This window comes from Bradyrhizobium sp. 1, assembly GCF_023073315.1.
Taxonomy (GTDB): domain Bacteria; phylum Pseudomonadota; class Alphaproteobacteria; order Rhizobiales; family Xanthobacteraceae; genus Bradyrhizobium.
The window spans coordinates 16,146-41,581 of record NZ_JADPJH010000011.1; the positions used below are offsets into that span (position 1 = coordinate 16,146).

Annotated in this window: 22 protein-coding genes; 8 read left to right on the forward strand and 14 right to left on the reverse strand. The window is 64.4% G+C overall.

Translation table 11 applies throughout. The features are described 5' to 3' along the window. Positions 1–58 precede the first annotated feature (58 nt). The 3 genes from IVB29_RS05470 to IVB29_RS05480 are packed head-to-tail and all read right to left on the reverse strand — an operon-like array spanning position 59 to position 2,208. A complete protein-coding gene (locus tag IVB29_RS05470) occupies positions 59–433 on the reverse strand; it encodes a DUF6285 domain-containing protein (RefSeq protein ID WP_247502379.1) in 375 nt (124 codons plus the stop codon). A 3-nt stretch (positions 434–436) separates the two neighbouring features. Then, complete coding sequence (locus IVB29_RS05475; RefSeq protein WP_247502380.1) at positions 437–1,423, reverse strand: phosphotransferase family protein; 987 nt, start codon at positions 1,421–1,423, stop codon at positions 437–439. Further along, the gene (locus tag IVB29_RS05480; RefSeq protein ID WP_247502381.1) at positions 1,420–2,208 is read right to left on the reverse strand and encodes an enoyl-CoA hydratase/isomerase; all 789 of its coding nucleotides are present in this window, start codon (positions 2,206–2,208) and stop codon (positions 1,420–1,422) included. The genes IVB29_RS05475 and IVB29_RS05480 overlap by 4 nt, the downstream gene beginning before the upstream one ends. A 179-nt stretch (positions 2,209–2,387) precedes the next feature. Here IVB29_RS05480 and IVB29_RS05485 point away from each other — a divergent pair, with 179 nt between their 5' ends. Continuing rightward, positions 2,388–3,167 (forward strand): SDR family oxidoreductase, encoded by a 780-nt coding sequence (locus IVB29_RS05485; RefSeq protein ID WP_247502382.1) that lies wholly within the window; start codon positions 2,388–2,390, stop codon positions 3,165–3,167. 109 nt (positions 3,168–3,276) lie between these two features. After that, on the forward strand, positions 3,277–3,657 hold the full coding sequence (locus IVB29_RS05490) for a VOC family protein (protein WP_247502383.1): 381 nt from the start codon (positions 3,277–3,279) through the stop codon (positions 3,655–3,657). A gap of 80 nt (positions 3,658–3,737) precedes the next feature. On the opposite strand, the gene IVB29_RS05495 is transcribed toward IVB29_RS05490, so the two are convergent. Together IVB29_RS05495 and IVB29_RS05500 are read right to left on the reverse strand one after the other, a co-directional pair. After that, a complete protein-coding gene (locus tag IVB29_RS05495) occupies positions 3,738–4,403 on the reverse strand; it encodes a HAMP domain-containing sensor histidine kinase (protein ID WP_247502384.1) in 666 nt (221 codons plus the stop codon). 40 nt (positions 4,404–4,443) lie between these two features. Then, a complete protein-coding gene (locus tag IVB29_RS05500; RefSeq protein WP_247502385.1) occupies positions 4,444–4,974 on the reverse strand; it encodes a PAS domain-containing protein in 531 nt (176 codons plus the stop codon). Between IVB29_RS05500 and IVB29_RS05505 the strand changes: the two genes are divergently transcribed. From IVB29_RS05505 to IVB29_RS05515, 3 genes are all read left to right on the forward strand, one after another. Further along, positions 4,973–5,227: a hypothetical protein gene (locus tag IVB29_RS05505; protein WP_247502386.1), complete on the forward strand. Its 255-nt coding sequence runs from the start codon at positions 4,973–4,975 to the stop codon at positions 5,225–5,227. The genes IVB29_RS05500 and IVB29_RS05505 overlap by 2 nt on opposite strands. Continuing rightward, positions 5,224–6,498, forward strand: a complete 1,275-nt coding sequence (locus tag IVB29_RS05510) for an acyl-CoA dehydrogenase family protein (protein WP_247502387.1) — start codon at positions 5,224–5,226, stop codon at positions 6,496–6,498. Before IVB29_RS05505 ends, IVB29_RS05510 begins: the two co-directional genes overlap by 4 nt. Positions 6,499–6,630: 132 nt before the next feature. Next, entirely contained in the window at positions 6,631–7,248 is a 618-nt protein-coding gene (locus IVB29_RS05515) for a flavin reductase family protein (protein ID WP_247502388.1), read from the forward strand. A gap of 167 nt (positions 7,249–7,415) precedes the next feature. Here IVB29_RS05515 and yghU read toward each other — a convergent pair whose 3' ends face one another. Both yghU and IVB29_RS05525 read right to left on the reverse strand, forming a co-directional pair. After that, positions 7,416–8,294: a glutathione-dependent disulfide-bond oxidoreductase gene (yghU, locus tag IVB29_RS05520; protein WP_247502389.1), complete on the reverse strand. Its 879-nt coding sequence runs from the start codon at positions 8,292–8,294 to the stop codon at positions 7,416–7,418. A 101-nt stretch (positions 8,295–8,395) separates the two neighbouring features. Then, entirely contained in the window at positions 8,396–10,063 is a 1,668-nt protein-coding gene (locus tag IVB29_RS05525; protein ID WP_247502390.1) for an NAD(P)/FAD-dependent oxidoreductase, read from the reverse strand. 223 nt (positions 10,064–10,286) lie between these two features. Between IVB29_RS05525 and IVB29_RS05530 the strand changes: the two genes are divergently transcribed. Together IVB29_RS05530 and IVB29_RS05535 are read left to right on the forward strand one after the other, a co-directional pair. Then, positions 10,287–11,420 carry a nitronate monooxygenase gene (locus IVB29_RS05530; RefSeq protein WP_247502391.1) on the forward strand — a complete coding sequence of 378 codons (1,134 nt, stop codon included), beginning with the start codon at positions 10,287–10,289 and terminating at the stop codon, positions 11,418–11,420. 123 nt (positions 11,421–11,543) lie between these two features. Beyond that, entirely contained in the window at positions 11,544–13,061 is a 1,518-nt protein-coding gene (locus IVB29_RS05535) for an acetyl-CoA acetyltransferase (RefSeq protein WP_247502392.1), read from the forward strand. 143 nt (positions 13,062–13,204) lie between these two features. Here the strand turns inward: IVB29_RS05535 and IVB29_RS05540 are convergent, their stop codons facing one another. The 7 genes from IVB29_RS05540 to ltnD form a co-directional block, all read right to left on the reverse strand. Continuing rightward, positions 13,205–14,407: an efflux RND transporter periplasmic adaptor subunit gene (locus IVB29_RS05540; RefSeq protein ID WP_247502393.1), complete on the reverse strand. Its 1,203-nt coding sequence runs from the start codon at positions 14,405–14,407 to the stop codon at positions 13,205–13,207. Beyond that, a complete protein-coding gene (locus tag IVB29_RS05545) occupies positions 14,394–17,573 on the reverse strand; it encodes an efflux RND transporter permease subunit (RefSeq protein ID WP_247502394.1) in 3,180 nt (1,059 codons plus the stop codon). The genes IVB29_RS05540 and IVB29_RS05545 overlap by 14 nt, the downstream gene beginning before the upstream one ends. Positions 17,574–17,808: 235 nt before the next feature. Continuing rightward, entirely contained in the window at positions 17,809–19,503 is a 1,695-nt protein-coding gene (locus IVB29_RS05550) for a methyl-accepting chemotaxis protein (RefSeq protein WP_247502395.1), read from the reverse strand. Between the two features lie 229 nt (positions 19,504–19,732). Continuing rightward, positions 19,733–21,424, reverse strand: a complete 1,692-nt coding sequence (locus IVB29_RS05555; RefSeq protein WP_247502396.1) for a methyl-accepting chemotaxis protein — start codon at positions 21,422–21,424, stop codon at positions 19,733–19,735. Between the two features lie 165 nt (positions 21,425–21,589). Continuing rightward, positions 21,590–22,864: a 3-oxo-tetronate kinase gene (otnK, locus tag IVB29_RS05560; RefSeq protein WP_247502397.1), complete on the reverse strand. Its 1,275-nt coding sequence runs from the start codon at positions 22,862–22,864 to the stop codon at positions 21,590–21,592. Beyond that, a complete protein-coding gene (gene otnI / locus IVB29_RS05565) occupies positions 22,861–23,643 on the reverse strand; it encodes a 2-oxo-tetronate isomerase (RefSeq protein WP_247502398.1) in 783 nt (260 codons plus the stop codon). Before otnI ends, otnK begins: the two co-directional genes overlap by 4 nt. A 15-nt stretch (positions 23,644–23,658) precedes the next feature. Then, the gene (ltnD, locus tag IVB29_RS05570; protein ID WP_247502399.1) at positions 23,659–24,576 is read right to left on the reverse strand and encodes an L-threonate dehydrogenase; all 918 of its coding nucleotides are present in this window, start codon (positions 24,574–24,576) and stop codon (positions 23,659–23,661) included. A gap of 117 nt (positions 24,577–24,693) precedes the next feature. Between ltnD and IVB29_RS05575 the strand changes: the two genes are divergently transcribed. Continuing rightward, positions 24,694–25,380, forward strand: a complete 687-nt coding sequence (locus IVB29_RS05575; protein WP_247502400.1) for an aldolase — start codon at positions 24,694–24,696, stop codon at positions 25,378–25,380. Positions 25,381–25,436 lie beyond the last annotated feature (56 nt).

A 25,436-nucleotide genomic window follows, 5' to 3' on the forward strand; every position in this document is an offset into this window, starting at 1 on the left:
GGTGGAAAGACTCCGGATTGCTTCGCTGTGCTCGCAATGACGGCTGATGGAGTGACGCCTAGTCTCGCCCCAGCTCGCGCTTGTAGGATGCGTAGTTCGGCTGATCGACCGCGAGCTTGTCCATCGTCGTTTGCCAGAGGTGCTCGGCGAGGCCGGAGGTTGCGAGGTCGACCTCGCCCCTGGTGATGCGATCGGCGAGTACGCGGTTGAGGTCGGCGACTGAACCGTCCACGCCAAGCAGTGCCCGCAGCCGCTCGACCTCACTCGCGTCACTCCCCTCTTCCCGCGTCAGCTGCCGCGTCACGAGATCGAGGATGTTGATGGCCACGCGCAGCTTGAAGGCCTGGTGGCCCTCAATCAGCGGCGCGATGTCGCTCCGGAGGAAGTCGGCGACTGACTTGGTCAGTTCGACCGGTGTCGGTTCATCCTGCATGTCTCAACTCCCGCGCGGCGCCAGCAGCCGCAACAGATCAATCTCGGTCTCGCTAGCGCGGCGGCCGATCATGGCGCGCTCCATCGAATGATCGGGCCCTTCGCGAAAGCGCTGCATCATGCCGCCGCACATGATGCCCCAGCGCAACGTACCCATCACTTCCCAGAATTTGACGCGTGACGGATCGCATTTGCGGCCTGCGGCCTCATAGCCCGCGAACAATTCCTCGCGCGAGCCAAAGCCGCCGACCGGCTTGTCGATCTCGCCAAAACGCCAGGAGTTGACGCAGACCCAACCGAGATCCTCCATGGGATCGCCGAGGTGGGCAAGCTCCCAGTCGAGAACCGCGCGCACGCCGTCGGCGCCGATGATGAGATTGCCGTTGCGGAAGTCGCCATGCACCAGCGTCGTCTCGGACGACGGACCGGGATCGTGGTCACGCAACCAGCGCAGCGCCAGCTCGAACACCGGCTTAGGCCAGTTTAGGCTGCGATAGTCGCGCTCGAACTCAGAGATCTCCTCGGTCGCGCTTCGGCGGCGCAGCTCCGGCAATTTGTCCTGCGGCAATTTGTGCAGCCCCGCCAGCACGCCGCCGATTTGTCTCGCGAGATGCGGCCGCGCCGCCGCATATTCGTCATCGCGAAGAATCTTGCGGGCGATGGTCTCGCCCTCGACCCGCTGCATGATGAACCCAATGCCGAGATTTTCATCCGGCGTCAGCACATGCATCACGCGCGGCGACGGCACGCCCGCCTCATAAGCGAGCTGCATCAGCTGCGCTTCGGCTGCGAGACCCGCCGCGCGCGTAGGAGCCGCACCGTAGCCCTTCGGCGAGCGGCGCAGGATCGCGCCGATCGGCCCGTCGGGATGCGTGATGTCAAAACGCCAGGTCTCCTGACTGGCGCCGCCCGACAGCTTTGCCGCGCCGGTGACGCCGGTCGCACCGTGACACCAGCGCTGGGCGCTGCGAAAAAGCTCCGCCTCGATCATTTGCCTTTGAACTGCGCGGGCCGCTTCTCCAGGAACGCGCCGACGCCCTCGCGAAAATCCTGAGTATCGCCGGCACGGAGCTGGCACTGGAATTCGAGATTGAGCTGGTCCTCGAAGGAATTTTCCGGGCTGTCCCAATAGAGCTTGCGGATCAGCGACAGCGCGACCGTCGGGCCGCTGGCGAGATCGCGCGCGAGCTTCATTGCCTCCTCCATCAGCACGCCGTCGTCATAGACGCGATTGATGAGGCCCCATTCCAGCGCCTTCTCAGCCGGCAGGCGTTCGCCCATCAGCGACAATTCGATCGAGCGTGCCCGGCCGATCAGGCGCGGCAACAGCCAGGTCGAGCCGCAATCCGGCACGAGGCCGATGCGGCGGAAGGCTTGAAGGAAGTAGGAGGACCGTGCGCACAGGACCATATCGCCGAGCAGCGCGAAGCTCATGCCGGCGCCCGCCGCCGGCCCGTTGACCGCGGTCACGATCGGGCAATGCAGATTTCGGATGCGGCGCAGGAACGGGTGAAAGCCGGTCTCCAGCGTCAGGCCGGCCTTGGTCTTCTTCGCCTGATTGTTGCGGCCCTGGAGATTAGCGCCGGTGCAGAACGCCCGCCCCGCGCCGGTCAGCACGACGCAGCGCACCTCGTCCTTCTTCTCCTCGATTGTATCGAGCGCCTCGGCGAGGCCGCCCAGCATGTCCACGGAGACCGCGTTCATCACCTCCTGATGGTCGAGCCGGAGGATCGCGACCGAGCCATCGAAATCGAGCGTGACGTGTTTGAACTGCATGGTTTCCTCGTCGGTTGCAGCCAGCGAAGTTTCGCAGGCCGGAATTAGTTTTGCCGGGCCGCATATTTGATTTTTGTCGCGGCGTTGTCCATGGTGCTCCGAACATACCTTGTCGTCCTATCGCACAATCTTGCGCGCACAGGCTGGCGCGCGGCGGTGCCAAAAACAGGAAACGCGCCATGAACCTTTTCGACCTCACCGGCCGCGTGGCCGTGATCACCGGCGGCAATGGCGGTATCGGGCTCGGCATCGCGCAGGCACTCGCCGGTCAGGGCTGCAACGTCTCGATCTGGGGCCGCAATGCTGACAAGAACAAGGCTGCTGCCGCGAGCATGGCGGGGCTCTCCGGCAAGGTCGACAGCCGCGTCTGCGATGTCACCGATCCGGCCTCGGTCAACGCCGCGATGAAGGCGACGCTCGATATTTTCGGCCGGGTCGACGGCTGCTTCGCCAATGCCGGCATCGGCGGCGGCGGCCGGCGCTCCTTCATCGAGCGCACGGAAGAGGAATGGCGCAAGATGTTTGCGACCAATCTCGACGGCGTGTTCCACGCCTTCCAGGCCGCCGCAAGACACATGACGGAGCGCGCCGAGGCCGGCGATCCCTTCGGCCGGCTGGTCGCGACATCGAGCCTCGCCTCGATCTTCGGCACCGCACGCAACGAGCATTACGCCGCTACGAAAGCGGCCATCAACGCACTGGTGCGCGCGCTCGGCGTCGAGCTGGCGCGCCACGGCGTCACCGCGAATGCGATCCTGCCCGGCTGGATCAAGAGCGACATGACCGCCGGAATCATGGCCAACGAAAAGTTCGTCGCCAACGTCATGCCGCGTATTCCGGTGCGACGGTTCGGCGAGGCCGGCGATTTCGGCGGCATTGCCGTGTATCTGATGAGCAAGGCGTCGTCGTATCACACCGCGGACACGTTCGTGATCGACGGCGGCTATACCGCGTTTTAAGTCTCGTAGCCCGGATGGAGCGCAGCGTAGTCCGGGATTTTCAGAAGCAAGCAAGACCCGGATTTCGCTGCGCTCCATCCAGGCTACAAACTCTGAGGGGAATGGGCAAATGTTCTCGCACATCATGATCGGCACCAACGACCTCGACAAGGCCAAGGGGTTCTACGACAGCCTGCTGAGCACGCTCGAAGTGCGCCCGGCCAAGGTCGATGGCCATCGCATCTTCTACTTCACCAAGACCGGCGTGTTCTCGGTGTCGAAGCCGATCAACGGCGAGCCGGCGACATGCGCCAATGGTGGCACCATCGGCTTTGCCGCCAACTCGCCGGAGCAGGTCGACAAGTGGCACGCGGCCGGCCTCGCCAGTGGCGGCAAGACTTGCGAGGAACCGCCCGGCATCCGCCAGGGCCCGGGCGGCAAGCTCTACCTTGCCTATTTGCGCGATCTCGACGGCAACAAGATCTGCGCAATGCACCGGGTGGTGGACTAGCCCCGCAGTCAAACATCCGATGTCGTCCGGGCCTCGTGCGCAATTGTGCAACGGGGGCGGGCGACGGCGGGGAGTGTTCGCTAAGTCTCGCCCGTTTCGGGCGCAACTCGCGGCACGATCATCTGGATGCGTGTCCCCGCGCCGGGTTTGCTTTCGAGCTTGATACGACCGCCCAGCCGGCCCGAGACGATGTTGTGGACGATGTGCAGGCCGAGGCCGACATTGCCTTCATGGCGGCGCGTGGTGAAGAACGGATTGAAGGCCTGCCGGCGCAGGTCGGCGCTCATACCGCAGCCATTATCGGAAACGGCAATCTCGATATCCCCCTCGCCGCATGCGCGAATCGCGAGGTCGATCCTTCCGCTCTTGCCATCCGGAAACGCGTGCACGATCGCGTTCATGAGTAGGTTGGTCAGCACCTGCCCAAATGGACCAGGATAACTGGTCATGGTCCGGCCGGACGGGCATTCAACATTCAACGTCAGGCCGCTTTTCCGTAGATCCGACTCAAGACTTGCGGCGAGTTGCTGGGCGAGCTCACCCGGATCGAAGGTTCGGCGCTCGAGATAACTTTGATCGACCGCGACCTGCTTGAACGACTGGATCAATTCCGCCGCCCGGGCGAGATTGCCGGTCAAATGCGCGGATGCGGTCTTAACGACTGCAAGAAACTCGTTCAGGCTCGATCGCTTCAAGCTGCCCCGCGCGACTTCGGTCGCAAACTTTGCCGCCTTGCTCTCCAACACGGAGGCGATAGTCAGGCTGGTACCGACGGGGCTGTTGATCTCATGCGAAAACGCCCGCCACCAACCGTCCGAGTGCAGCCAGCTTCTCAGCCTCTACCAGCGAGTCCTGCGCTTCCTTCAGGCGCTGCAATGCCGCTTCCGCGGCGTCGCGGGCACTGCGAAGCTGCCGTTCGTGGCGCTTGCGCTCGGTGATCTCTTCTGCGGCGACGTTGACGCCAACGATGTTGCCGTTCGGTCCGCGCTGCGGATGCCAGTGGGTGATCCAGCAGCGCTCGTCGTTGTGGCCGGGGCGCTGGCCGTAGACCTCGATCCCGGTGACAGGCTCGCCGGTTTCCATAATGGAGCGAACGATGCCCTCGACGGCGGACGCGAGCCCAGGCACGCATTCCCGCACTGTGTGCCCGAGGTGCCCTTCGACCGAGATGCCACAGATCTCGGTGAGGCGCTGGTTGATCTGCAGATAGCGACAGTCCGGAGAGAGATAGGCAAGGCCAATCGGCGCCGTGTCGTAGATCAACTGCAGCGCCGGCTGCTTTGGAAACTGCACTTCGCGTACAACGGAAGAACTCATGTCCTCTCTCCCTCTGCGCGAAGGTCAGGTTAGCCGGTTGCGGCGCGAGGCAACAGCCCAAATAACCCTGAAAACAGGCTCAATCAGTCCCGGGGCCGGTACGTGGCGGGACGGTCAAACAGCGTTTGAAACGCTCTCGCCATATTCCATCACATGGCATGGGTTGGATGAAAAATACGCGCTCGCGCTTTGGCATCGCCGCGTTTATTCTCGCCGCAACGCGCTGATCCGAAAATGGGAGGAACAACAATGAAACACGCCTACATACCCCGCACCACCAACTACACCCTCAACCCCGGCGACGAGCTCAACGACCTCCGCATGTCGGACCAGGTCCGACCGCTCTACGATCACGTCAGGAAATTCATCCGCGACACCGTCGAGCCGATGTCGATCGAGTTCGCCAAGGCCGGCGAAGGCAAGCAAGACCGCTGGAGCTTTACGCCGAAGCAGCTCGAAGTGCTCGAGGTCGCCAAGAACAAGGCCAAGAAGGAAGGCCTCTGGAATTTCTTCCTGCCCGATGACGAGACCGGCCAGGGCCTGAAGAATCTCGACTACGCCTATATCGCCTCCGAGCTCGGCAAGAGCCCGCTGGCGTCCGAGAGCATGAACTGCTCCGCGCCCGACACCGGCAACATGGAGGTGCTGGAGCGCGTCGGCACCAAGGAGCAGAAGGAGAAGTGGCTGAAGCCGCTGATGAACGGCGAGATCCGCTCGGCCTATGTCATGACCGAGCCGAACGTCGCCTCCTCCGACGCCAAGAACATCTCGACCAGCGCAAAACTCGTCGGCGACGAATGGGTCATCAACGGCGAGAAGTACTACATCTCCGGCGTCGGCGATCCCCGCTGCAAGATCCTCATCGTCATGGTGAAGACCAATCCCGATGCGGCGCCGAGCAAGCAGCAGTCGCAGATCCTGGTGCCGCGCGACACGCCCGGCGTCGAGGTGCTCGGCCCGATGTACGTGTTCGGCCAGGACCACGCGCCGCGCGGCCACATGCACATGCGCTTCAACAATGTGCGCGTGCCGAAGGAGAACATGCTGCTGGGTGAAGGCCGTGGCTTCGAGATCTCGCAGCTCCGTCTCGGCCCGGGCCGCATCCATCACTGCATGCGCACCATCGGCAAGGCCGAGAAGGCGCTCGATTTGATGGTGCAGCGTGGTCTCACCCGCGAAGCCTTCGGCAAGAAGATCGCCCATCTCGGCGGCAACATGCAGATCATCGCGCAAGCGCGCTGCGAGATCGAGGCGATGCGGCTGATGGTGCTGAAGGCCGCCAAGGCCATGGACGTGCTCGGCAACAAGGAGGCCCGCGTCTGGGTCTCGATGGTCAAGGCCATGGTGCCCGAGCGTGCCTGCAAGATCATCGACCAGTCGATCCAGATGCACGGCGCCACCGGCATCTCGCACTGGACCCCGCTCGCGGAGATGTATCAGGACGTCCGCCACCTGCGCTTTGCGGATGGTCCGGACGAGGTGCACTGGATGGTGGTGGGCCGGCACGAGCTGAGCATGGCGTGATCTACGAGATGCCGTAGGGTGGGCAAAGGCGCGCTCTTCGCGCGCCGTGCCCACCATCGCAGTATCGCAAGAAGATGGTGGGCACGCTTCGCTTTGCCCACCCTACGAAGTTGCACCTCCCAAGGAGCCCCCATGGACTACGCCGCCAGCGACCTGACGCCACGCGAGCGCTACAAGGTGTTGACGTCCTTCATCCTGCCGCGGCCGATCGCGTGGGTGACGTCGGTCGGACCGACCGGCGTGGTCAACGCCGCGCCGTTCAGCTTCTTCAACGCCTTCTGCGAGGATCCGCCGCTGTGCATGTTCGCGGCGAACCGCAAGCCGAACGGCCAGGACAAGGACACCTTCCTCAACATCCAGCGCACCGGCGAGTTCGTGGTCAACATTGCCGACGAGCCGCTGGCGAAAGCGATGCATGAGTCGAGCGGCGACTTTCCGCCTGAGATCGGCGAGCCCGATTACCTCGGCTTGAAACTCGCGCCCTCGAGCAAGATCGCCGTGCCCAGGCTCGCCGACGCGCCCTGGGCGATGGAGTGCAAGCTCTGGAAGATGATCGACGTCAACGACGATCGCCGGCTGATCATGGGCGAAGGCATCCACTTCCACATCCGCGACGAGTTGTGGGACCACAAGGCGATGCGGGTGCACATGGACCGCTATCACCCGATCGGCCGCATGTTCGCCGACCGCTACTGCCGCACGGACGACCGCGTGGTGTTTCCGGCGGCGGAAGGCGCGAAGGGGAAGTAGGGCGCGCCGGGACGAAGGTCCGCTCCCTCGCCCCGTTCTTACGGGGAGAGGGTTGGGGTGAGGGGCTCTCTCCACGCGTGAGATGGTCGAAAGTCCTGTACCCCCTCACCCGGATCGCAAGAGCGATCCGACCTCTCCGCGCAAGCGGGGCGAGGTGAAGAAAGACACTACGTCGCGGGCGCGATCTTGTCCTGCGTCTTCGTCTCGAAATCACTCGCGTCGTGGCGCTCGTGGAGCTGACTGGCCGGATCGCCGGAGACGCGGTTGACCATGCGGCCGCGCTTCACGGCTGGGCGCTTCGCGATCTGGTCGGTCCAGCGCTGCACGTTCTTGTAATCCTGCACCGACAAAAATTCGCCGGCGCCGTAGACCAGTCCCTTGGCGAGTGCCCCGTACCAGGGCCACACCGCCATGTCGGCGATGGTGTACTCCTTGCCCGCGAGGTACTCGTTGTCGGCAAGGCGCCGGTCGAGCACGTCGAGCTGGCGCTTGACCTCCATCGCGAAGCGGTCGATGGCGTATTCGATCTTGAACGGCGCATAGGCGTAGAAATGGCCAAAGCCGCCGCCGAGATAGGGCGCGCTGCCCATCTGCCAGAACAGCCAGGACATGGCATCGGTCCGCGCCTTGATCTCCTGCGGCAGGAAGGCCCCGCCGAACTTCTCGGCGAGGTAGAACAGGATCGAGGCGGATTCGAACACGCGGATCGGCTCAGGGCCGGAGCGATCCATCAGCGCCGGAATCTTGGAGTTCGGATTGATGTCGACAAAACCGCTGCCGAACTGGTCGCCATTGCCTATTCTGATCAGCCAGGCGTCGTATTCGGCGCCCTTGTGGCCGAGCGCGAGAAGCTCTTCCAGCATCACCGTGACCTTGACCCCGTTCGGCGTCGCCAGCGAATAGAGCTGCAAAGGGTGCTTGCCGACCGGCAGCTCCTTGTCGTGGGTGGCGCCGGCAATGGGACGGTTGATGCTGGCGAACTGGCCGCCGTTCTCCTTGTTCCAGGTCCAGACTTTGGGCGGTACGTAGGCGGGGGCGTCGGTCATGCGGTTGCTCCGGCGAAAAGATGCGCGTGCATTAATTAGCCCGCAAATGGCGAATGACAAGGCCTGCCCGGTCTGCGCCCGGCGCGGGCCTCAGGCCGGCGTCATGCGACCTCGCCTGCCTCAAGCCTGCGCGACCGCGCTTCGGCCTCCATCACAAACCCCTCATAGGCCTTGGCCGCGACCTCGTCGCAGATCCGGCGGTAGACGCCGACGCCGCCGATATAGGGCATGAAGATCCGCGGCTTGCCCGGGATATTGGCGCCCATGTACCAGGAATTGGCCTGCGGATAGAGCGTGCCGTGGGCGACCTCGTTGACATGCGCGACCCATTTGTCCTCGGCCTCCCTGCCCGCCTCCATGGTGACGAGACCCTGCTCGCGCATGTGGACGAGGCAGTCTGCGATCCAATCGACATGCTGCTCGATCGACACGATCATGTTCGAGAGCACCGACGGACTGCCAGGGCCGGTGATGATGAAGAGGTTCGGAAAGCCGGCGCTCATCAGGCCGAGATAGGTCTTGGGGCCCTCGGCCCATTTCTGGTTCAGCGTCTCGCCGCCGCGGCCGGTTATGTCGATCTTCGCAACTGATCCTGTCATGGCGTCGAAGCCCGTGGCCATCACCAGCGCGTCGACCTCGTGGTCCACGCCTGCGACACGGACGGCGCTCGCGGTGATCTCCTCAATTGGATTGGTCTTGATATCCACCAGCGAAACATTCGGCCGGTTGAAGGTCGCAAAATAGTCCGTGTCGATGCAGATGCGCTTGGTGCCGATCGGATGGCTGTCGGGCTGGAGCAGCTTTGCGGTCTCCGGGTTCTTCACGATCTCGGCGATTTTGTTCCGCACGAAGTTCGCCGCGGTGTCGTTCGCGGAACGATTGAGACCGAGATTGTTGTAGACATACAGGAAGGTCAGCCCGCCACGCTCCCAGCGCGCCCCGTACTTTCCGTTTCTGATCTCCTCGCTGTCGTCGAGCGCGCCGCGATCGGGTTGCTCCGCGAAAATGCCGTTGCGCGCGACCTCGCGGGCGAATTGGCGGATCTCCGGATATTTCTTGCGGAACGTCTCGCGCTCCTCGTCGGTCAGCGCGGCGTTGCGGGCGGGAATGGAAAAATTCGCCGTGCGCTGAAACACCGTGAGATGTTTTGCTCGCTCGGCGATGATGGGCGCCGACTGGATGCCCGACGATCCCGTACCGATCAGGCCGACGCGCAAGCCGGTGAAATCGACATCCTCGTGCGGCCAATTGCCGGTGTGATAGACTGGGCCTTTGAAGTTTTCGAGACCCTTGATGTCGGGCTTGCGCGCATTCGAGAGACAGCCTGTCGCGAGCACGACGAACCGTGCTTGCACCGTCGTGCCGTCGGAGACGGTCACCGACCAGCGCTTCGCGAGCTCATCGAACACGGCCCGCTCGACGCGCGTGTTGAACTGGATGTCGCGACGCAGATCGAAACGGTCGGCGACGTGGTTGGCGTATTTCAAAATCTCTGCTTGCGGCGCGTAGCGCTCGCTCCAGTCCCATTCCTGCTGAAGCTCTTCCGAGAAGGAGTAGGAATACTGCATGCTTTCGACATCGCAGCGCGCGCCGGGATAGCGATTCCAGTACCAGGTGCCGCCGACGCCGCCACCCCGCTCGTAGGCACGCGCCGAGAAGCCGAGCCCGCGCAGACGATGCAGCATGTACAGGCCGGCGAAGCCTGCGCCGACGACGACCACGTCGCAGGTTTCGGAGGCTTGAGCCGGACTCGCTTGCGCTGGCGACATCGGTTGACGCTCCCTGATTGTTTTATGTTGTTGTGAGCCAGCATTCTCTCACGCCCGCCAAAGCGCAAGAGGGTAATCTGCGGCCCCTGCACGGCTTATTTTGCGCGACGGAATGGCTCATCGCGCAGTGTGGCGCCTGCACGCAAGATGCGCGCGGGAATCCGGCATGGCATCGCCAATGACGATGGGCTAGCGTCGTCGCGACGGCCGCCGGGAGAGAGCCATGAAATCGCCGATCTGCGACATGCTGGGCATCGAGTTCCCGCTACTCGCCTTCAGCCATTGCCGCGACGTCGTAGTCGCCGTCAGCCGCGCCGGCGGCTTTGGTGTGCTCGGCGCGACCGCGCATACACCTGACACGCTCGAGCGCGAGCTGAAATGGATCGACGAGCACGTCGACGGCAAACCTTACGGCATCGACGTGCTGATCCCCGAAAACATGTCGACCGCAGGTGAGAAGGACGTCACCTGGAAGAACCTTGAGGCGCGCGTGCCGCCGGAGCACCGCACGTACACGCGCGATCTCCTGAGGAAGTACGATATCGAGCTGACCACCACTGAAGTGGCCGACAACCAGCCGCAGCCGTTCGATGCCAAGACGGCGCTGGAGTTGCTCGAGGTCTCCTTCAATCATCCGATCCGCCTGATCGCCAATGCGCTCGGCGTGCCGCCGAAGGCCATGATCGAGATGGGTAAGAAACACGGCGTGCCGGTGGCGGCGCTTGTCGGCGCCAAGGAGCACGCACTGCGCCAGGTTGCGGCCGGTGTGGACATTCTCGTGGTGCAGGGTACCGAAGCCGGCGGCCATTGCGGCGAAGTCTCGACCATGGTGCTGGTGCCGGAGGTGATCAAGGCGATCAAGCCGATCCGCGACGTGCCGGTGCTCGCGGCCGGCGGCATCATGACCGGACGGCAGATGGCGGCGTGCATGGCGATGGGCGCAGCCGGCGCCTGGACCGGCTCGGTGTGGCTTGCCACCGTCGAGGCCGAAACCTCGGAGATCTTTCGCGAGAAGATGATCGCGGCGTCTTCGCGCGATGCGATCCGTTCCAAGGGCCGCACCGGAAAGCCGGCACGCCAACTGCGTTCGGTCTGGACCGATGCCTGGGACCGCGCGCCGGAGAGCCCCGGCGCGCTGCCGATGCCGCTGCAAAGCATCATCAGCCGCGATGCCTTCAACTCGATCGACCGTGCGGCGGCAAGCGGCAACGCCAAGGCGCGCGATTTCGTCAGCTATTTTGTCGGCCAGGGCGTCGGCCTGATCGACAGCGTGAAGTCGGCGGGTGCGGTGGTGCAGGAATTCAAGGAAGATTTTGCCGAAGCCGTCGATCATATGAATGCGCTGGTGGCGGAGTGATACCCACGTCGTCATTGCGAGCGCAGCGAAGCAATCCAGACTGCCTCCGCGGATACATTTCTGGATTGCTTCGTCGCTTCGCTCCTCGCAATGACGAAACAACTGAGATCGTGAATTGAGGCCATGACCGACAAGACCAACATCCCCGAAGACCGCATCCCCGTCATCGTCGGCATCGGCGAGATCGTCGACCGCCCGAAGGAGATCACCGAGGGCCTCGAGCCGCTCGATCTGCTGGAACAGTCGTTGCGGCGCGCAGAACAAGACGCCGGCGCAAAGCTGCTCGGCGAGGTGCAGTCGCTCGACGTCGTCAATTTCCTGAGCTGGCGTTATCGCGATCCGGAAAAGCTCTTGGCGCAACGCCTCGGCATCTCACCCGCGCATTGCTATTACGGGCCGGTCGGCGGCGAGAGCCCGATCCGCTTCATCCACGAAGCTGCCAAGCGCATCGCGCGCGGCGAATGCAGCGTCGCGGCGGTCTGCGGCGCTGAGGCTCAGTCGACTGCGACCAAGGCCGAGCGTGCCAGCGCCAAGCTGCCATGGACGCCATTTGCCCATGATGTCGAGGAACCCAAGCGGGGCGCGGCGTTCCAGAAGCCGCTGGCCGTGACACTCGGCGTGTTCCGCCCCGTCACGGTCTATCCGTTCTACGAGGCCGCCTCCTCCGCACATTGGGGTCAGACGCCACGCGACGCCATGGCGGAATCGGGCACGCTGTGGTCGCGCTATTCGGAGGCCGCTGCACAAAATCCCAACGCCTGGCTCAAGCGGCGCTATGCGCCTGACGAGATCACGACGCCGACCGCGGACAACCGCCTCATTGCATGGCCCTACAACAAGCTCATGGTCGCCAACCCCAGCGTCAACATGGGCGGCGCGCTGCTGCTCACCAGCCTCGCCAAGGCGCGCGCACTCGGCATCGCAGAGGACAGACTGGTGTATCCGCTCGGCGGCGCCTCGGCGGAGGAGCCGCGCGACTATCTCTTGCGCGACCAGTTTTACGAAAGCCATCCGCAGAATGCCGTATTGAAGGCGACGATGGACCTCGCCGGCGGCGACGGCAAAAAGTTCGACGCGATCGAGCTCTACAGCTGCTTCCCCTGCGTACCCAAGATGGCGCGGCGAACGCTGGGCCTTTCCGGCGACGTGCAGCCGACCGTGACCGGTGGCCTCACCTTCTTCGGCGCACCGCTCAACACCTACATGACGCATGCGGCCTGCGCGATGGTGCGCCGCGTGCGCGATGGCGCCAAGCTCGGCCTGCTCTATGGCCAGGGCGGTTTTGTTACCAAGCATCACGCACTGGTGGTGTCGAAGACGCCGCCGCGCGAGGCGCTGGCGCAGGAGACGAGCGTGCAGGCGGAGGCCGACCGCAACAAGCGCGCGGTGCCGGAGTTCGTGACGGATGTCTCAGGCAAGGGCAAGGTCGAGAGCTTTACCGTGCTCTACGGCCGTGGCGGCGACGTCGAGCACGGCGTGGTGATGCTGCAGACCGAGGACGACCGACGCACGCTGGCGCGGATTCCGGCAAGCGATGGTGCGACGCTGGCGCATCTGCTGAATATGGACCGCACGCCGGTCGGTTCGTTCGGCGAGATCACGATGGCCGCCGATGGCGTGCCGGAGTGGCGGGTGGCCTAGCTCCCGTGTCCCGGACGTGGTGCGGCATGCAATGCCGCTCCGCAGAGCCGGGACCCAGAAAGCAACATGGTGCTCTGAGAGATGGGCCCCGGCTCAGCAGCGCACCACTTCGTGCTGCGCTGCGTCCGGGGCACGAGAGTGGTCTAGCTCTTCGGCGCCTGCTTCTCTGACGCCGTGGCCGGCTTGCCCTTGGCACCGGGGCCGGTCACCCGAACCGCATCGCCATCGGACAGGCCGTCCGGTGGTGCCGTGATGACGCGGTCATCGGCTGCGATCCCCGAGGCGAGCTCGATCTCGCGGCCGAGATCGCGGGCGATCGTCACCGGCTTGAACAGCACCTTATCGTCCGCACCGACGGTCGCGACGCGCAGGCCGCTGCCGTTGAAGATCAAGGCGCTGGCGGGGATGCTGAGCGGCGCGGAATCGCGCTGGAGGTTCAGCTTCACGCTGGCATAGCCGCCGGGCATCAGCTCACCGCTGGAATTGTCGAGGCCAAGCTGCATGCGCGTGGTGCCCGAGGCGACATCGACAGCCTGCGAGGAAGCCTCGACCGTCGCCTGGAAAGTCCGGTTCGGATACTCCGGCAGCGCGATGGTGGCCTTGGCGCCGAGCTTGATCGCCGGCACGTAGTTCTGGGGCACGTTGATATAGACGCGCAGCTTGGTGATGTCGGACACCACGAACATCGCCGGGCCCGAGCCGCCGCCGGAATTGATCAGCGCGCCGACGTCGGTGTCGCGCGCGGTGACGACACCATCGAATGGAACGGTGATCTTCTTGTAGCCGGCCAGCGCCTCAAGGCGCTCGACATTGGCCTGCCCGGAGTGAACGGCCGCGTTCTTGTTGGAGAGGTCGGCGGTGCGCTCGTCGATCTCCTGCGCGGAGACGAAGTTGGACGCGACCAGCGTCTTGCGCCGGTTCAGCGTCGCTTCCGAGAGCCTGGCGCTGGCCTGCTGGCTGGCGAGATCAGCCCGGGCCTGCAACAGCTGCTGGTCGAGGTCGGGCGCCTCGATCTCGGCGATCACTTGCCCAGCCTTGACGCGGGCGCCCATGTCGACGCTCCAGCTCTTCAGATAGCCCGAGACCCGGGCGAAGATCGGCGCGCGGTAATAGGCCTCGAGCCGGCCCGGCAGATCGATGGTGGAATTGAGGGACTTGGCGTTGGGCAGGGTCACCGCGACGCTGGGAACGGCCTGGTCGTCGGTCCATTCCTTCAGCTTGGAGCCTTGGTCCTCACGGGCGCGGATGCCGGTGCCGACCACGAGGCCTGCCGCAATCAGCGCCGCCACGCCGAAAATGCCCAGTTTCCGGTGCGACACCGGGGAGCGGGATTCAGTGGGCGACATGCGGAGTCTCCAGGGAGGCGGCGGCTTTGGCGCCTTGTTTCTTGTGTACCATACTGAACACCACGGGAACAAACATCAGCGTGGCGAAGGTTGCAAAGATCAGGCCGCCGATGACGGCGCGGCCGAGCGGCGCGTTCTGCTCGCCGCCTTCGCCCAGCCCCAGCGCCATCGGCGCCATGCCGATGATCATGGCGAGCGCGGTCATCAGCACCGGGCGGAACCGGACGAAGCCGGCTTCCAGCGCAGCCGCAATGGGATCGCCGAGCTCCTCGTAGCGCTCGCGGGCAAAGGTGATCACGAGCACGCTGTTGGCGGTAGCGACGCCCATGCACATGATGGCGCCGGTGAGCGCCGGCACCGACAGCGTGGTCTGCGTCGTGAACAGCATCCAGACGATGCCGGCGAGCGCGGCCGGAAGTGCCGTGATGATCACGAACGGATCGGACCACGACTGGAAGTTCACGACGATCAGCAGATAGATCAGCACGACCGCCCCGAGCAGGCCGAACAGCAGTCCTGTGAAGGCACTGTTCATGGTCTGCACCTGGCCGAGCAGCACCACGGAGGAGCCCTTCGGCACCTCCTTGGCGGTATCGGCGATCACTTGGCGGATGTCATTGGCGACCGCGCCGAGGTCGCGGCCCGAGGTCGTGGCAAAGATCTGCACCATCGACTGGATGTCGTATTGCGACACCACCGCGCTCGAGACCGAGCGCTTGATGTCGGCGATGCCGCCGAGGATCGGCGACTGCGCGTTCCCGGCGGCCGTGATCGGCAGCGTCTGCAACGCGCTGAGCGAGTCGATCTGGTATTGCGGCGTCTGCATCACGATCGAATAGGAGACGCCGTTGTCGGGGTTGAGAAAGTAGGTCGGCGCGACCTGCGAGGAGCCGGCGAGATTGACCACGAGGCTGTTGGTGACGTCGCGCTCGGTCAGGCCGACATATTGTGCGCGGGTGCGGTCGACATCGATGTTGAAGGTCGGATTGTTTGGCGATTGCTGGATGCGCGCGTCGGCAACGCCGGGAATCTTGCGGACCCTGGCCAGCAGATTGTTGGCGTAGGCGAAATTGGCGCTGATATTGGCGCCGCGGATCTGAAGGTCGATCGGCGCCGGCGCACCAAAGTTCAGGATCTGGCTGACGATGTCGGCCGGCAGGAAGGAGAAGCTGACGCCCGGGAATAGCCGCGGCAGCTGCTCGCGCAGCACGCGCACATGCTCTTCGGTCGGCTTGTGGCCTTCCTTCAGCTTGATCTGGATGTCGCCGTCCTGCGGGCCGATCACGCCGGTGTTGTTGTAGGTCATGTTGATGCCGGAGATCGGCATGCCGATGTTGTCGGTCAGCGTGTCGATCTCGCCCGGGACCAGCTTGCGGATCGCCTTCTGCACGTCCGCGAGCTGGTTGGCGGTCTCCTCGACGCGGGTGCCGACCTGGGTGCGGACGTGCATCAGGATGTTGCCGGCGTCGACCGCTGGAAAGAAGTTGCGCCCGAGGAACGGCACCAGCGCAAAGGACGCGCCGACCACGCAGAGGAAGCCGATCACGAACACCGGACGGTGCGCCAGCGCGAGCCCGAGGAAATTATGGTAGCCGCCACGGATGCGCTCGAAGCGAGCTTCGAAACCGCGCTGGAACCAGACCAGCGGATTGCGCGACTTCGGCGGCTCGCCGTCGTGATGGACGTGCGGCTGCAGCAGGTAATTCGCCATGGTCGGCACCAGCGTGCGCGACAGGATGAACGACCAGATCATCGCGAACATCACCGCTTCGGCCATCGGCACGAACAGGAAGCGCGCGACGCCGGTGAGGAAGAACATCGGCACGAACACGATGCAGATACAGAGCAGCGAGACGAAAGCCGGCGTCACGATCTGGTTGGCGCCGTCGAGGATCGATTGCTCGACCGGCTTGCCCTGCTCCAGATGATAATTGATGTTCTCGATGGTCACGGTAGCGTCGTCGACGAGGATGCCGACCGCGAGCGCGAGGCCGCCGAGCGTCATGATGTTCAACGTCTCGCCGATCGCCGATAGCATGATGATGGCGCCAAGCACGGAGAGCGGGATCGAGACCGCGATGATCACGGTCGAGCGCCAGCTGCCGAGGAACAGCAGGATCATGACGCTGGTCAGCAGCGCCGCGATCACGCCCTCGACGGCAACGCCTTGAATCGCGCCGCGGACGAACACCGACTGGTCGCCGATGAAGCCGATCTTGAGCGCGTCCGGCAGCTGGTCCTTGACGTCGATCACCTTCTGCTTGATGCCGGCGATGATATCGAGCGTCGAGGTCGCGCCCGCCTTCAGCACCATCATCAGCACCGAGCGGTTGCCGTCGACGTGGACGATGTTGGTCTGCGGCGGATTGCCGTCACGAACGGTCGCGACGTCGCGCACATAGACCATGGCGCCGTTGACGGTCCTGATCGGCAAATTGCCGAGCTCGTCGATCTTGAGCGGCGAGTTGTTGAGCTGGATGTTGTACTCGAAGATGCCGATCTTCTGTGTGCCGACCGGTGTGATCAGGTTCTGCGCGGCCAGCGCATTGGCGACGTCCTGGCCGGACAGGCCGCGGGCCTGGAGCGCGGTCGGATCGAGGTCGATCTGGATCTGGCGCTGCTTGCCACCGAATGGGTAGGGAATCGCCGCACCCGGCACGGTGACCAGCGGCGTGCGGAGCTGGTTGATGCCTATGTCGGCGAGGTTCTGCTCGGTCAGGCCGTCGCCCGACAGCGCCACCTGGATGATCGGCACGGTCGAGGCCGAGTAGTTCAGGATCAAGGGCGGCGTCGCGCCCGGCGGCATCTGCTTGATCAGCGTCTGCGAGATCGCGGTGACCTGCGCGTTGGCGGTGCGAATGTCGACGTTCGGCTGAAAGAAGATCTTGATGATGCCAAAGCCGTTATAGGAGTTGGCGGTGATGTGCTCGATGTCGTTGACCGTCGTCGTCAGCGCGCGCTGGAACGGCGTGGTGATGCGGCCCGACATCTGGTCCGGCGGCAGGCCGGTATACTGCCAGACTACGCCGATCACGGGGATGCGGATATCAGGGAAGATGTCGGTCGGCGTCCGCAGCGCCGCCAGCGGTCCGATGATCAGCAGCAGCAGCGCGAGCACGACAAACGTATAGGGTCGGCTCAGGGCAATACGAACCAGAGCAATCATTCGCCGAATAAATCCAGGTCAAGCAGGGATACGGAATCCGCCCCCACGGGGATCCTCTTCCCCTTTACCCGAGCACCGCCGGAAACGCTAATCTCCGGCGGCTTTACGGCATTCAATTCCCTGCTACCGCGCTGCGGAATAGGCATCGCAGCTATGCGGTCGAGGTCCTCGTCGAGACGTCGCTGCGGCCTTGGCCGCGGCGACGTCGAGGGTAGGCCGACGCCAATTCGGCCATTCAGGCCGCGCGGACCGACCCGAGGAACTTGCTCACTTCGAGCTTCAGCCGGCTGGAATCGCGCGACAGCATCTGTGCCGCCGACAGCACCTGGGAGGCGGCCGAGCCGGTTTCGGCCGCACCGTGCTGGACCTCGCCGACATTGGACGACACCTGCTGGGTGCCTTGGGCCGCCTGCTGCACGTTGCGGGCGATCTCCTGGGTCGCCGCGCCCTGCTCCTCCACCGCCGCCGCGATCGCCGAAGAGATCTCCGACAGCCGCGCAATGGTGCCGCTGATCTGGCCGATGGCACCAACGGACTCCTGTGTCGCCGCCTGGATGCCGCCGATCTGCTGGCCGATTTCGCCCGTAGCCTTGGCCGTCTGCTCGGCAAGCGCCTTCACCTCGGAGGCAACCACCGCAAAGCCGCGGCCGGCCTCGCCGGCGCGTGCCGCCTCGATCGTCGCATTGAGCGCCAGCAGATTGGTCTGCCCCGCGATGGCGTTGATAAGCTCGACGACGTCGCCGATCCGCGATGCGGCCCGCGACAATTCGCTGACGCGCTCGGTGGTGGATTGGGCCTGGCTGACGGCTTCGCCCGCGATGCGGGCGGATTCCTGAACCTGCCGGCTGATCTCACGCACCGAGGACGACATCTCTTCGGCCGCCGATGCCACGGAATGGACGTTGGTGGAGGCTTCTTCCGAGGCGGACGCGACCACGGTCGCCAACTCCTGGGCCCGTCCGGCGGTCGAAGTCAGTGTCGAAGCCGAAGCCTCGAGTTCGGTTGCGGCCGACGACACGGTCTCGACGATCTCGCCGATGGCACCTTCGAAGCCGTCCGCAAGCTTGGTCATGTCGGCCTTGCGCTGTCCCTCGGCTCGCCGCTGCACGGCCTGCACCTCGTCGCGGCTGAAGCGGATGATGGTCTGCACCGTCTGGAGGTTGCGCAGCGCCTCGCCGATCTCGTCGTCACGCTCGATGACGATCCGATTGTCCAGCTTGTCCTGGACCAGATTGACGAGAGTGCTGTTGAGCTGCTGCATTGGTTCGCGAATCGCCCGCATGGTCGTAAAGCCGACGAAGCAGCCGATGGCGGCACCGGCGATGGCCAGCAGCGACAGGATCAGACTCGTCGACCCGCTGGTGAAGAGCGCCGCGCTGATGCCGAGCGCGAGCATGAATATCACCTGCACTGCCATCATAGTGGTCAGGCGGGCCTTCAGAGTCTTCGTGAAGACTGCGAAACGATCGAGCCACGAACGGCGGCGGATGATGCCGGCGTCGATGCGGTAGCCATGCGGCTTCTTCTCGCGGATCGCGGCATAGACCTCCTCGGCGAGCTTGCGCTGGTCGGCCGGCAGCCTGGTGCGGATCGAGGTAAAGCCCGTGATCTGGCCGTTCTCGCGAATCGGCGACGCCGTCGCCAGCACCCAATAATAGTCGCCGTTCTTCCGGCGGTTCTTCACCGCTCCGAGCCAGGGCTTGCCGGCCTTCAGCGTGTCCCAAAGATTATCAAACGCCTCGGGTGGCATGTCCGGATGACGGACGATGTTGTGCGGCTGCCCCATCAGCTCCGCCGAGGTGAAGCCCGCGGCGGCGAGGAAGTCCTCGTTGAAGTAAGCCAGTTTGCCCTTGGGATCGGTCTTGGAGACGATCAGCGTTTCGTCGCTGACGGGATATTCGATTTCGGTGACGGGTAAATTCTTGCGCACTTGGGCCCCCAAAATGGATTGGTTGATGAGATAATTCCAGTCAGGGCTGCTACCGGCGGTCCTGGTTCCATTCTGCTAAGCCGAATTTAACTATCGATGAAATCGCGTGCCCGTAACATTACGGCCAGCACACACGATGCTACCAGCAGGCGACATCATGCTACCGCCGCAGCAAAAAAACGGCGCCGATGGCGCCGCTCTTGCGTAGTCGAGTACTGCTCTGGCGACTTTACGCTGCGCGGACGTTGGTCAGGAACTTGCTGACCTCGGTCTTCAGGCGTGTACTGTCGTTGGACAGCATCTGCGCCGCCGACAGCACCTGCGAGGAGGCCGTGCCGGTCTCGGTCGCACCGCGCTGCACGTCGGTGATGTTGGAGGAGACCTGCTGGGTGCCCTGGGCAGCTTGCTGGACGTTGCGGGCAATCTCCTGGGTCGCAGCCCCCTGCTCTTCCACCGCGGCCGCGATGGCCGAAGAGATTTCCGACAGACGCTCGATGGTCGAGGAGATCTCCTTGATCGCGCCGACCGAATCGTTGGTCGCCGCCTGGATGCCGGAGATCTGCTGGCCGATCTCGCCGGTCGCCTTGGCGGTCTGCTCGGCGAGCGCCTTCACCTCGGACGCAACGACCGCGAAGCCGCGGCCGGCTTCACCGGCGCGCGCCGCCTCGATGGTGGCGTTCAGCGCCAGCAGGTTGGTCTGGCCGGCGATGGTATTGATCAGCTCGACGACGTCGCCGATGCGGGACGCCGCCTTGGAGAGCTCGCTGACGCGCTCGGTGGTGGAACGCGCCTGGCCGACGGCATCGCCTGCCATCCGCGCCGATTCCTGCACCTGACGGCTGATCTCGCTCACCGACGAGGCCATCTCCTCGGTCGCCGAGGCCACCGACTGCACGTTGGTCGAGGCTTCCTCCGAAGCACCGGCAACCGTGGTCGCCAGCCTCTGGGAGCGATCGGCGGTGGAGGTCAGCGTCGAGGCGGAGGCTTCGAGCTGGGTCGAGGCCGACGACACGGTCTGGACGATCTCGCCGATCATCGTCTCGAATTCGCGGGTGATGTTGTCGACGCGGCGGCCGCGCTCGATCTTGGCCTCGGCATCGGCGGCCGCAGCCTCGTCGGCGGCCTTCTTGGCGATCAGCGCGTCCTTGAAGATCTGGAGCACGTCGGCCATGGCGCCGATTTCGGTCTTCTCGCCGCGGTGCGGGACTTCGGCGGACAGGTCACCCTTGCCGAGCGCCTGCATCGGCTCGATGATCGAGTTGATGCCGGCGGAGACGTCCTGGACCAGGTAGAAGCCGACGCCGAGCCCGATGACGACGGCGGCGCCGAGGATGATCGAGACCAGCATGAAGGCGTAATAGTAGCTGTCGGCGGCATCCTTGGCGGCCTGATCGCCGCCCTGGGTATTGAGCTCAATGTCCCTGGTCAGGACCTCATCCGACGCAAGGCCGATCTTGTTGACGGTTTTGGTGTTCAGCTCCTGCGCCTCGTGCGGGACCTTGCCGGCCTCCTTGCGCGAAAGCGCCATCACCTCCTCGGTGCCCTTCTTGTAGTCGTCCCAGAGCTTGGCCCAGTCGTTGTACAGCTTCCGCTCCTCGGAAGAGGTGAGCATCGGCTCGTACGCCTTGCGGGACTTGGTGAGCGCCTCGATGACGGTGCCGGCCGTCTTTTCGTTGGCGAGCTTCTCCTCGAGAGTCTCCGACAGCATGTGCTGGCGTACCACGTTGCGGTAGGTGATGACGCTGGCCCGGATCTCGCCCAGCACCCGCACGCTGGGCATCCAGCTCGTCGTGATCTCCGTGGTATTGGCATTCATCGACCGCATTTTCATGACGGCGAGCAGACCCATGCCGGCCATCGCGACCAGCAAGAACGCCACGACACTGATGATCTTGGCACGGATGGAAACGGTGGCGAGCATAATGGGTCTCTTTGCGTTGGCGCGGTGGCGCGTCCGGAAATCGTGATCAACCGACAGCAGCGGTGCCGATATCCAACAACAAAGCCACTGAGCAGTTGTTAACTACGACTCCGTACGAGTACGGAACGCTAAAGAAGTGAAGGAGGGACTAAAAACGCCCTGCGCTCAGCGCATGAGCCCAAGCGCATCGGCGAAAAACTCTGGCCCGCCGAAATTTCCGGACTTCAGCGCGAGCAGCATGTCGTCTTGAGCGCCGACCGCGCGCAGCACCGGAACACCTGCGGCGATTTCCACTCCTACGAGAAAACCGGGAATCTTCAACCGATCAACGACCGCGCCCGACGTCTCGCCGCCGGCGACGACCAATCGCCGAACGCCTGATTTAACAAGGCCTTCGGAGATGTCGGCCATGGCCTGCTCGATGGCATGTCCGGCCGCATCACGGCCGTGACGTGCCTGGAGCGCGGCGACCTGATCCGGCGTCGAGCTCGATGCGATCAGCACAGGACCTTCGGCCAATCGCGGCCTTGCCCAGTCCAGCGCGCGCTGGGCTTCGTCCGCTCCCGTAAGAATACGGTCCGGGTCGAGATGAAGCACCGGCATCACCCGTTCAGCATTCGCGATCTGCTTGAGCGTCGCCTGCGAGCAGCTTCCGGCCAGGCAGGCCGCCGGTCCATCGACCGCAGCGCCGGCTTCGCTGCTCGCCGCGGCCGATTTGACCTTGCCCGTCCACACCAGCGCCCGCGCCAGCCCAAGGCCGATGCCGGAGGCGCCGACCGAGAACCGATGTTCGGCAGCCACGAGACCGATGGTCTCCAGATCGCGGTCGAAGACGGCATCGATGATCGCAGCACCGATACCCTTGGCCGCGAGCTCGGCCAGCCGCGCCCGCACGGCATCCGCGCCGCGGGTGACGGCGGCGAGGTCAACGAGGCCGATTTGCGTCTTGCTCTGGCGCGCCAGCACGCGCACCAGATTGGAATCACGCATCGGATTGAGCGGATGATCCTTCAGGGGGCTCTCGTTCAGCGGCACCGCGCCGACAAACAGATTACCCTGGTAGACAGTGCGGCCGGTCTCCGGGAAGGCCGGTGTCACCAGCACATTTGCCTCGCCGCAATCGGCGCGCAGCGCGTCCATCACCGGACCGATATTGCCGGCATCGGTGGAATCGAAGGTCGAGCAGATCTTGAACAGCACATGGCTCGCGCCGCGGCCGCGCAGCCATTTATCCGCCGCGCGCGAGCGCGATACGGCAAGGCCCGCCTCGATCGAGCGGCTCTTCAAGGACACCACGACGGCATCGACCTCGGGCAACGCGAGATCATCGGCAGGTATGCCGATGGTCTGCACGGTGCGCAGGCCGGCGCGCGTCAGCGTGTTGGCGAGATCGGAGGCGCCGGTGTAGTCGTCGGCGATGCAGCCCAATGCGAGCGTCACGGCTTCACTCCCGCATAGGGCTTGAACCAGGCCAGGCCCTCGGTGGTCTTGCCGCGCGGATTGTATTCGCAGCCGACGAAGCCGGGATAGCCGAGCCGGTCGAGTTCAGTGAACAGGAACGGATAGTTCAGCTCCTCGCCGTCGGGCTCGTTGCGCGATGGAATGCTGGCGATCTGGATGTGGCCGACGATCGGCATCATCTCGCGCAGCCGCATGGTGACATCGCCATGGATGATCTGGCAGTGATAGATGTCGAACTGAAGTTTCAGGTTCGGAAGCCTCAACTCCTGGATCAGATCGCGCGCGAAGCCGAAATCGTTGAGGAAGTAGCCCGGCACGTTGCGCGCATTGATCGGCTCCAGCACGATGTCGATGCCGTGCGGCGCGAAGAACTCCGCTGCCCACGCCACCGATTTGTAGAACGCCTCGATCGCAACACGCTCGCCGCGATTGGCGATGCCGGCCATCAGATGCAGCCGCTTGACGCCGGTGGCCTTGGCGTAAGGCAGCGCGGTCTCGAGGCTCGCCTTGAGATCGGCGAACCGCGCGGGAAGCGCAGCAAAACCCTTCTCGCCGGCATTCCAATCGCCCGGCGGCAGGTTGAACAGCGCCTGGGTCAGGCCGTTGCGCTTGAGCCGCTCGCCGACGGCCTCGGCCGGATGCTCGTAGGGAAAGAGAAACTCGACCGCGGTGAAGCCGGCTGCCGCAGCGGCATCGAAACGATCGAGGAACGGCACCTCGGTGAACATCATCGAGAGGTTGGCGGCGAAACGGGGCATCGGAGATCCTCTTGTTTACTTGTCGCCGGGAAGTTTTACGCCGGTGACCTGCGCATACATGCGCGCGACCGACGCATCGTCATCGCGGCCCATGCCGGCGGCCGACGTCATCAGGAACATCTGGAGGGCGGCCGCAGAGACCGGCACCGGGAATCGGGCGCTGCGGGCCATGTCCTGGATGATGCCGAGGTCCTTGACGAAGATCTCGACCGCGCTGCGCGGCGTGTAGTCGCCGTCGAGCACGTGCGGCATGCGGTTCTCGAACATCCAGGAATTGCCGGCGGAGGCCGTGATCACCTCGTAGACCTTGCGGATGTCGAGGCCCTGCTTGGCCGCGAATGCGATCGCTTCGGAGGCGGCGGCGATATGCACGCCAGCGAGCAACTGGTTGATCATCTTGAAGGCGGCACCCTGCCCTGCGGCATCGCCAAGCTCGTAGAGCTTTGCGGCCATGGCATCGAGGGCCGGACGCGCTTTTGCGAAAGCGGCGGAGCTGCCGGAGGCGAGAATCGTCAACTCGCCTTGCGCGGCGCGCTGCGCGCCGCCGGAGATCGGCGCATCGAGATAATGCCGCCCGGTCGCCTCCAACTGCTTTGCGAGACGACGCGCGACGTCCGGGTCCATGGTCGCCGAGGATATGAAGACGCTGTCCTTCGGCATGGTCCCAGCCGCACCGTCCTTGCCGAACAGGATCGTCTCGGTTTGCGCCGCATTGACGACGACACTGACGACGATGTCCGCGTCCTTGGCGGCCTCGGCCGGGGTCGTCGCACCCGCGCCGCCATCCTTCACGAAGCGCGCGACTGCATCGGCTGAAACGTCGCAACCGGCGACGGCATGGCCGGCGCGCTTCAGCGAGGTCGCCATGCCGTATCCCATCGAGCCGAGCCCGATGACGGCGATACGCTGATTTTGTGAACTGGAGGCGGACATGCAACTGACCCTTCAACTTATTCTTGCGAACGTTTCCCGGACGGCCTGCCTTGGCGGCGGCTCGGAGCACCGAATAACACGGCTTGGCCGCGCTGCCAAAGCGTGAGACAAGCGGACATGACGGCCATGAAAACTGAAACGAGCAATGAGACAAGGCTGCGTGAGGATATCTGCCGCTTCGGACGGTCCCTGTTCGAGCGCGGACTGACGCCGGGCTCCTCCGGCAATATCAGCGTCAGGCTGGATGGCGGCGGCTGGCTGGTGACGCCGACCAACGCCTCGCTCGGCTTCCTTGATCCCGCAAAGCTGTCGCGGCTGGACCAGCAAGGCCGGCTGGTTTCCGGCGATGCCCCAACCAAGGAAGTTCCGTTACACACCGCGCTCTACGACACGCGCGGCAGTGCACGCGCGATCGTGCATCTGCACTCCACCCATTCGGTGGCGCTCTCGATGCTGCCGGAGATCGATCCGCGCGCCGTGCTGCCGCCGATGACGGCGTATTATCTGATGAAATGCGGCGCCACCGCGCTCGTGCCCTATTATCGCCCCGGCGATCCCGCGGTGGCGGATGCGATCAAAGGACTGGCGGGGAAATACTCCTCCGTGCTGCTCGCCAATCACGGCCCGGTGGTCGCCGGCGACACGCTGGAGGCGGCGGTATTCGCGACGGAGGAGCTGGAGGAGACAGCGAAGCTGTACCTGCTGCTGCGCGGGATGAACCCGCGGTATCTGTCGCCGGAGCAGGTGGAGGATCTGGTGAAGGTGTTTGGGCTGACGTTGCCGGAGCATGGGCACGAACATTGAGCCCGGCTCTAACCTCGTCATTGCGAGCGCAGCGAAGCAATCCAGAGTCTTTCCGC

Coding starts and splice junctions, on each gene's coding strand:
- IVB29_RS05490 (WP_247502383.1), top strand. CDS start 3,277: ATGTTCTCGCACATCATGATCGGCACCAACGACCTCGACAAGGCCAAG.
- IVB29_RS05485 (WP_247502382.1), top strand. CDS start 2,388: ATGAACCTTTTCGACCTCACCGGCCGCGTGGCCGTGATCACCGGCGGC.
- IVB29_RS05545 (WP_247502394.1), bottom strand. CDS start 17,573: ATGATTGCTCTGGTTCGTATTGCCCTGAGCCGACCCTATACGTTTGTC.
- IVB29_RS05500 (WP_247502385.1), bottom strand. CDS start 4,974: ATGAGTTCTTCCGTTGTACGCGAAGTGCAGTTTCCAAAGCAGCCGGCG.
- IVB29_RS05525 (WP_247502390.1), bottom strand. CDS start 10,063: ATGTCGCCAGCGCAAGCGAGTCCGGCTCAAGCCTCCGAAACCTGCGAC.
- IVB29_RS05575 (WP_247502400.1), top strand. CDS start 24,694: ATGACGGCCATGAAAACTGAAACGAGCAATGAGACAAGGCTGCGTGAG.
- IVB29_RS05505 (WP_247502386.1), top strand. CDS start 4,973: ATGTCCTCTCTCCCTCTGCGCGAAGGTCAGGTTAGCCGGTTGCGGCGC.
- IVB29_RS05555 (WP_247502396.1), bottom strand. CDS start 21,424: ATGCTCGCCACCGTTTCCATCCGTGCCAAGATCATCAGTGTCGTGGCG.
- IVB29_RS05510 (WP_247502387.1), top strand. CDS start 5,224: ATGAAACACGCCTACATACCCCGCACCACCAACTACACCCTCAACCCC.
- IVB29_RS05470 (WP_247502379.1), bottom strand. CDS start 433: ATGCAGGATGAACCGACACCGGTCGAACTGACCAAGTCAGTCGCCGAC.
- IVB29_RS05540 (WP_247502393.1), bottom strand. CDS start 14,407: ATGTCGCCCACTGAATCCCGCTCCCCGGTGTCGCACCGGAAACTGGGC.
- yghU (WP_247502389.1), bottom strand. CDS start 8,294: ATGACCGACGCCCCCGCCTACGTACCGCCCAAAGTCTGGACCTGGAAC.
- IVB29_RS05530 (WP_247502391.1), top strand. CDS start 10,287: ATGAAATCGCCGATCTGCGACATGCTGGGCATCGAGTTCCCGCTACTC.
- IVB29_RS05475 (WP_247502380.1), bottom strand. CDS start 1,423: ATGATCGAGGCGGAGCTTTTTCGCAGCGCCCAGCGCTGGTGTCACGGT.
- ltnD (WP_247502399.1), bottom strand. CDS start 24,576: ATGTCCGCCTCCAGTTCACAAAATCAGCGTATCGCCGTCATCGGGCTC.
- IVB29_RS05535 (WP_247502392.1), top strand. CDS start 11,544: ATGACCGACAAGACCAACATCCCCGAAGACCGCATCCCCGTCATCGTC.
- otnI (WP_247502398.1), bottom strand. CDS start 23,643: ATGCCCCGTTTCGCCGCCAACCTCTCGATGATGTTCACCGAGGTGCCG.
- IVB29_RS05515 (WP_247502388.1), top strand. CDS start 6,631: ATGGACTACGCCGCCAGCGACCTGACGCCACGCGAGCGCTACAAGGTG.
- IVB29_RS05480 (WP_247502381.1), bottom strand. CDS start 2,208: ATGCAGTTCAAACACGTCACGCTCGATTTCGATGGCTCGGTCGCGATC.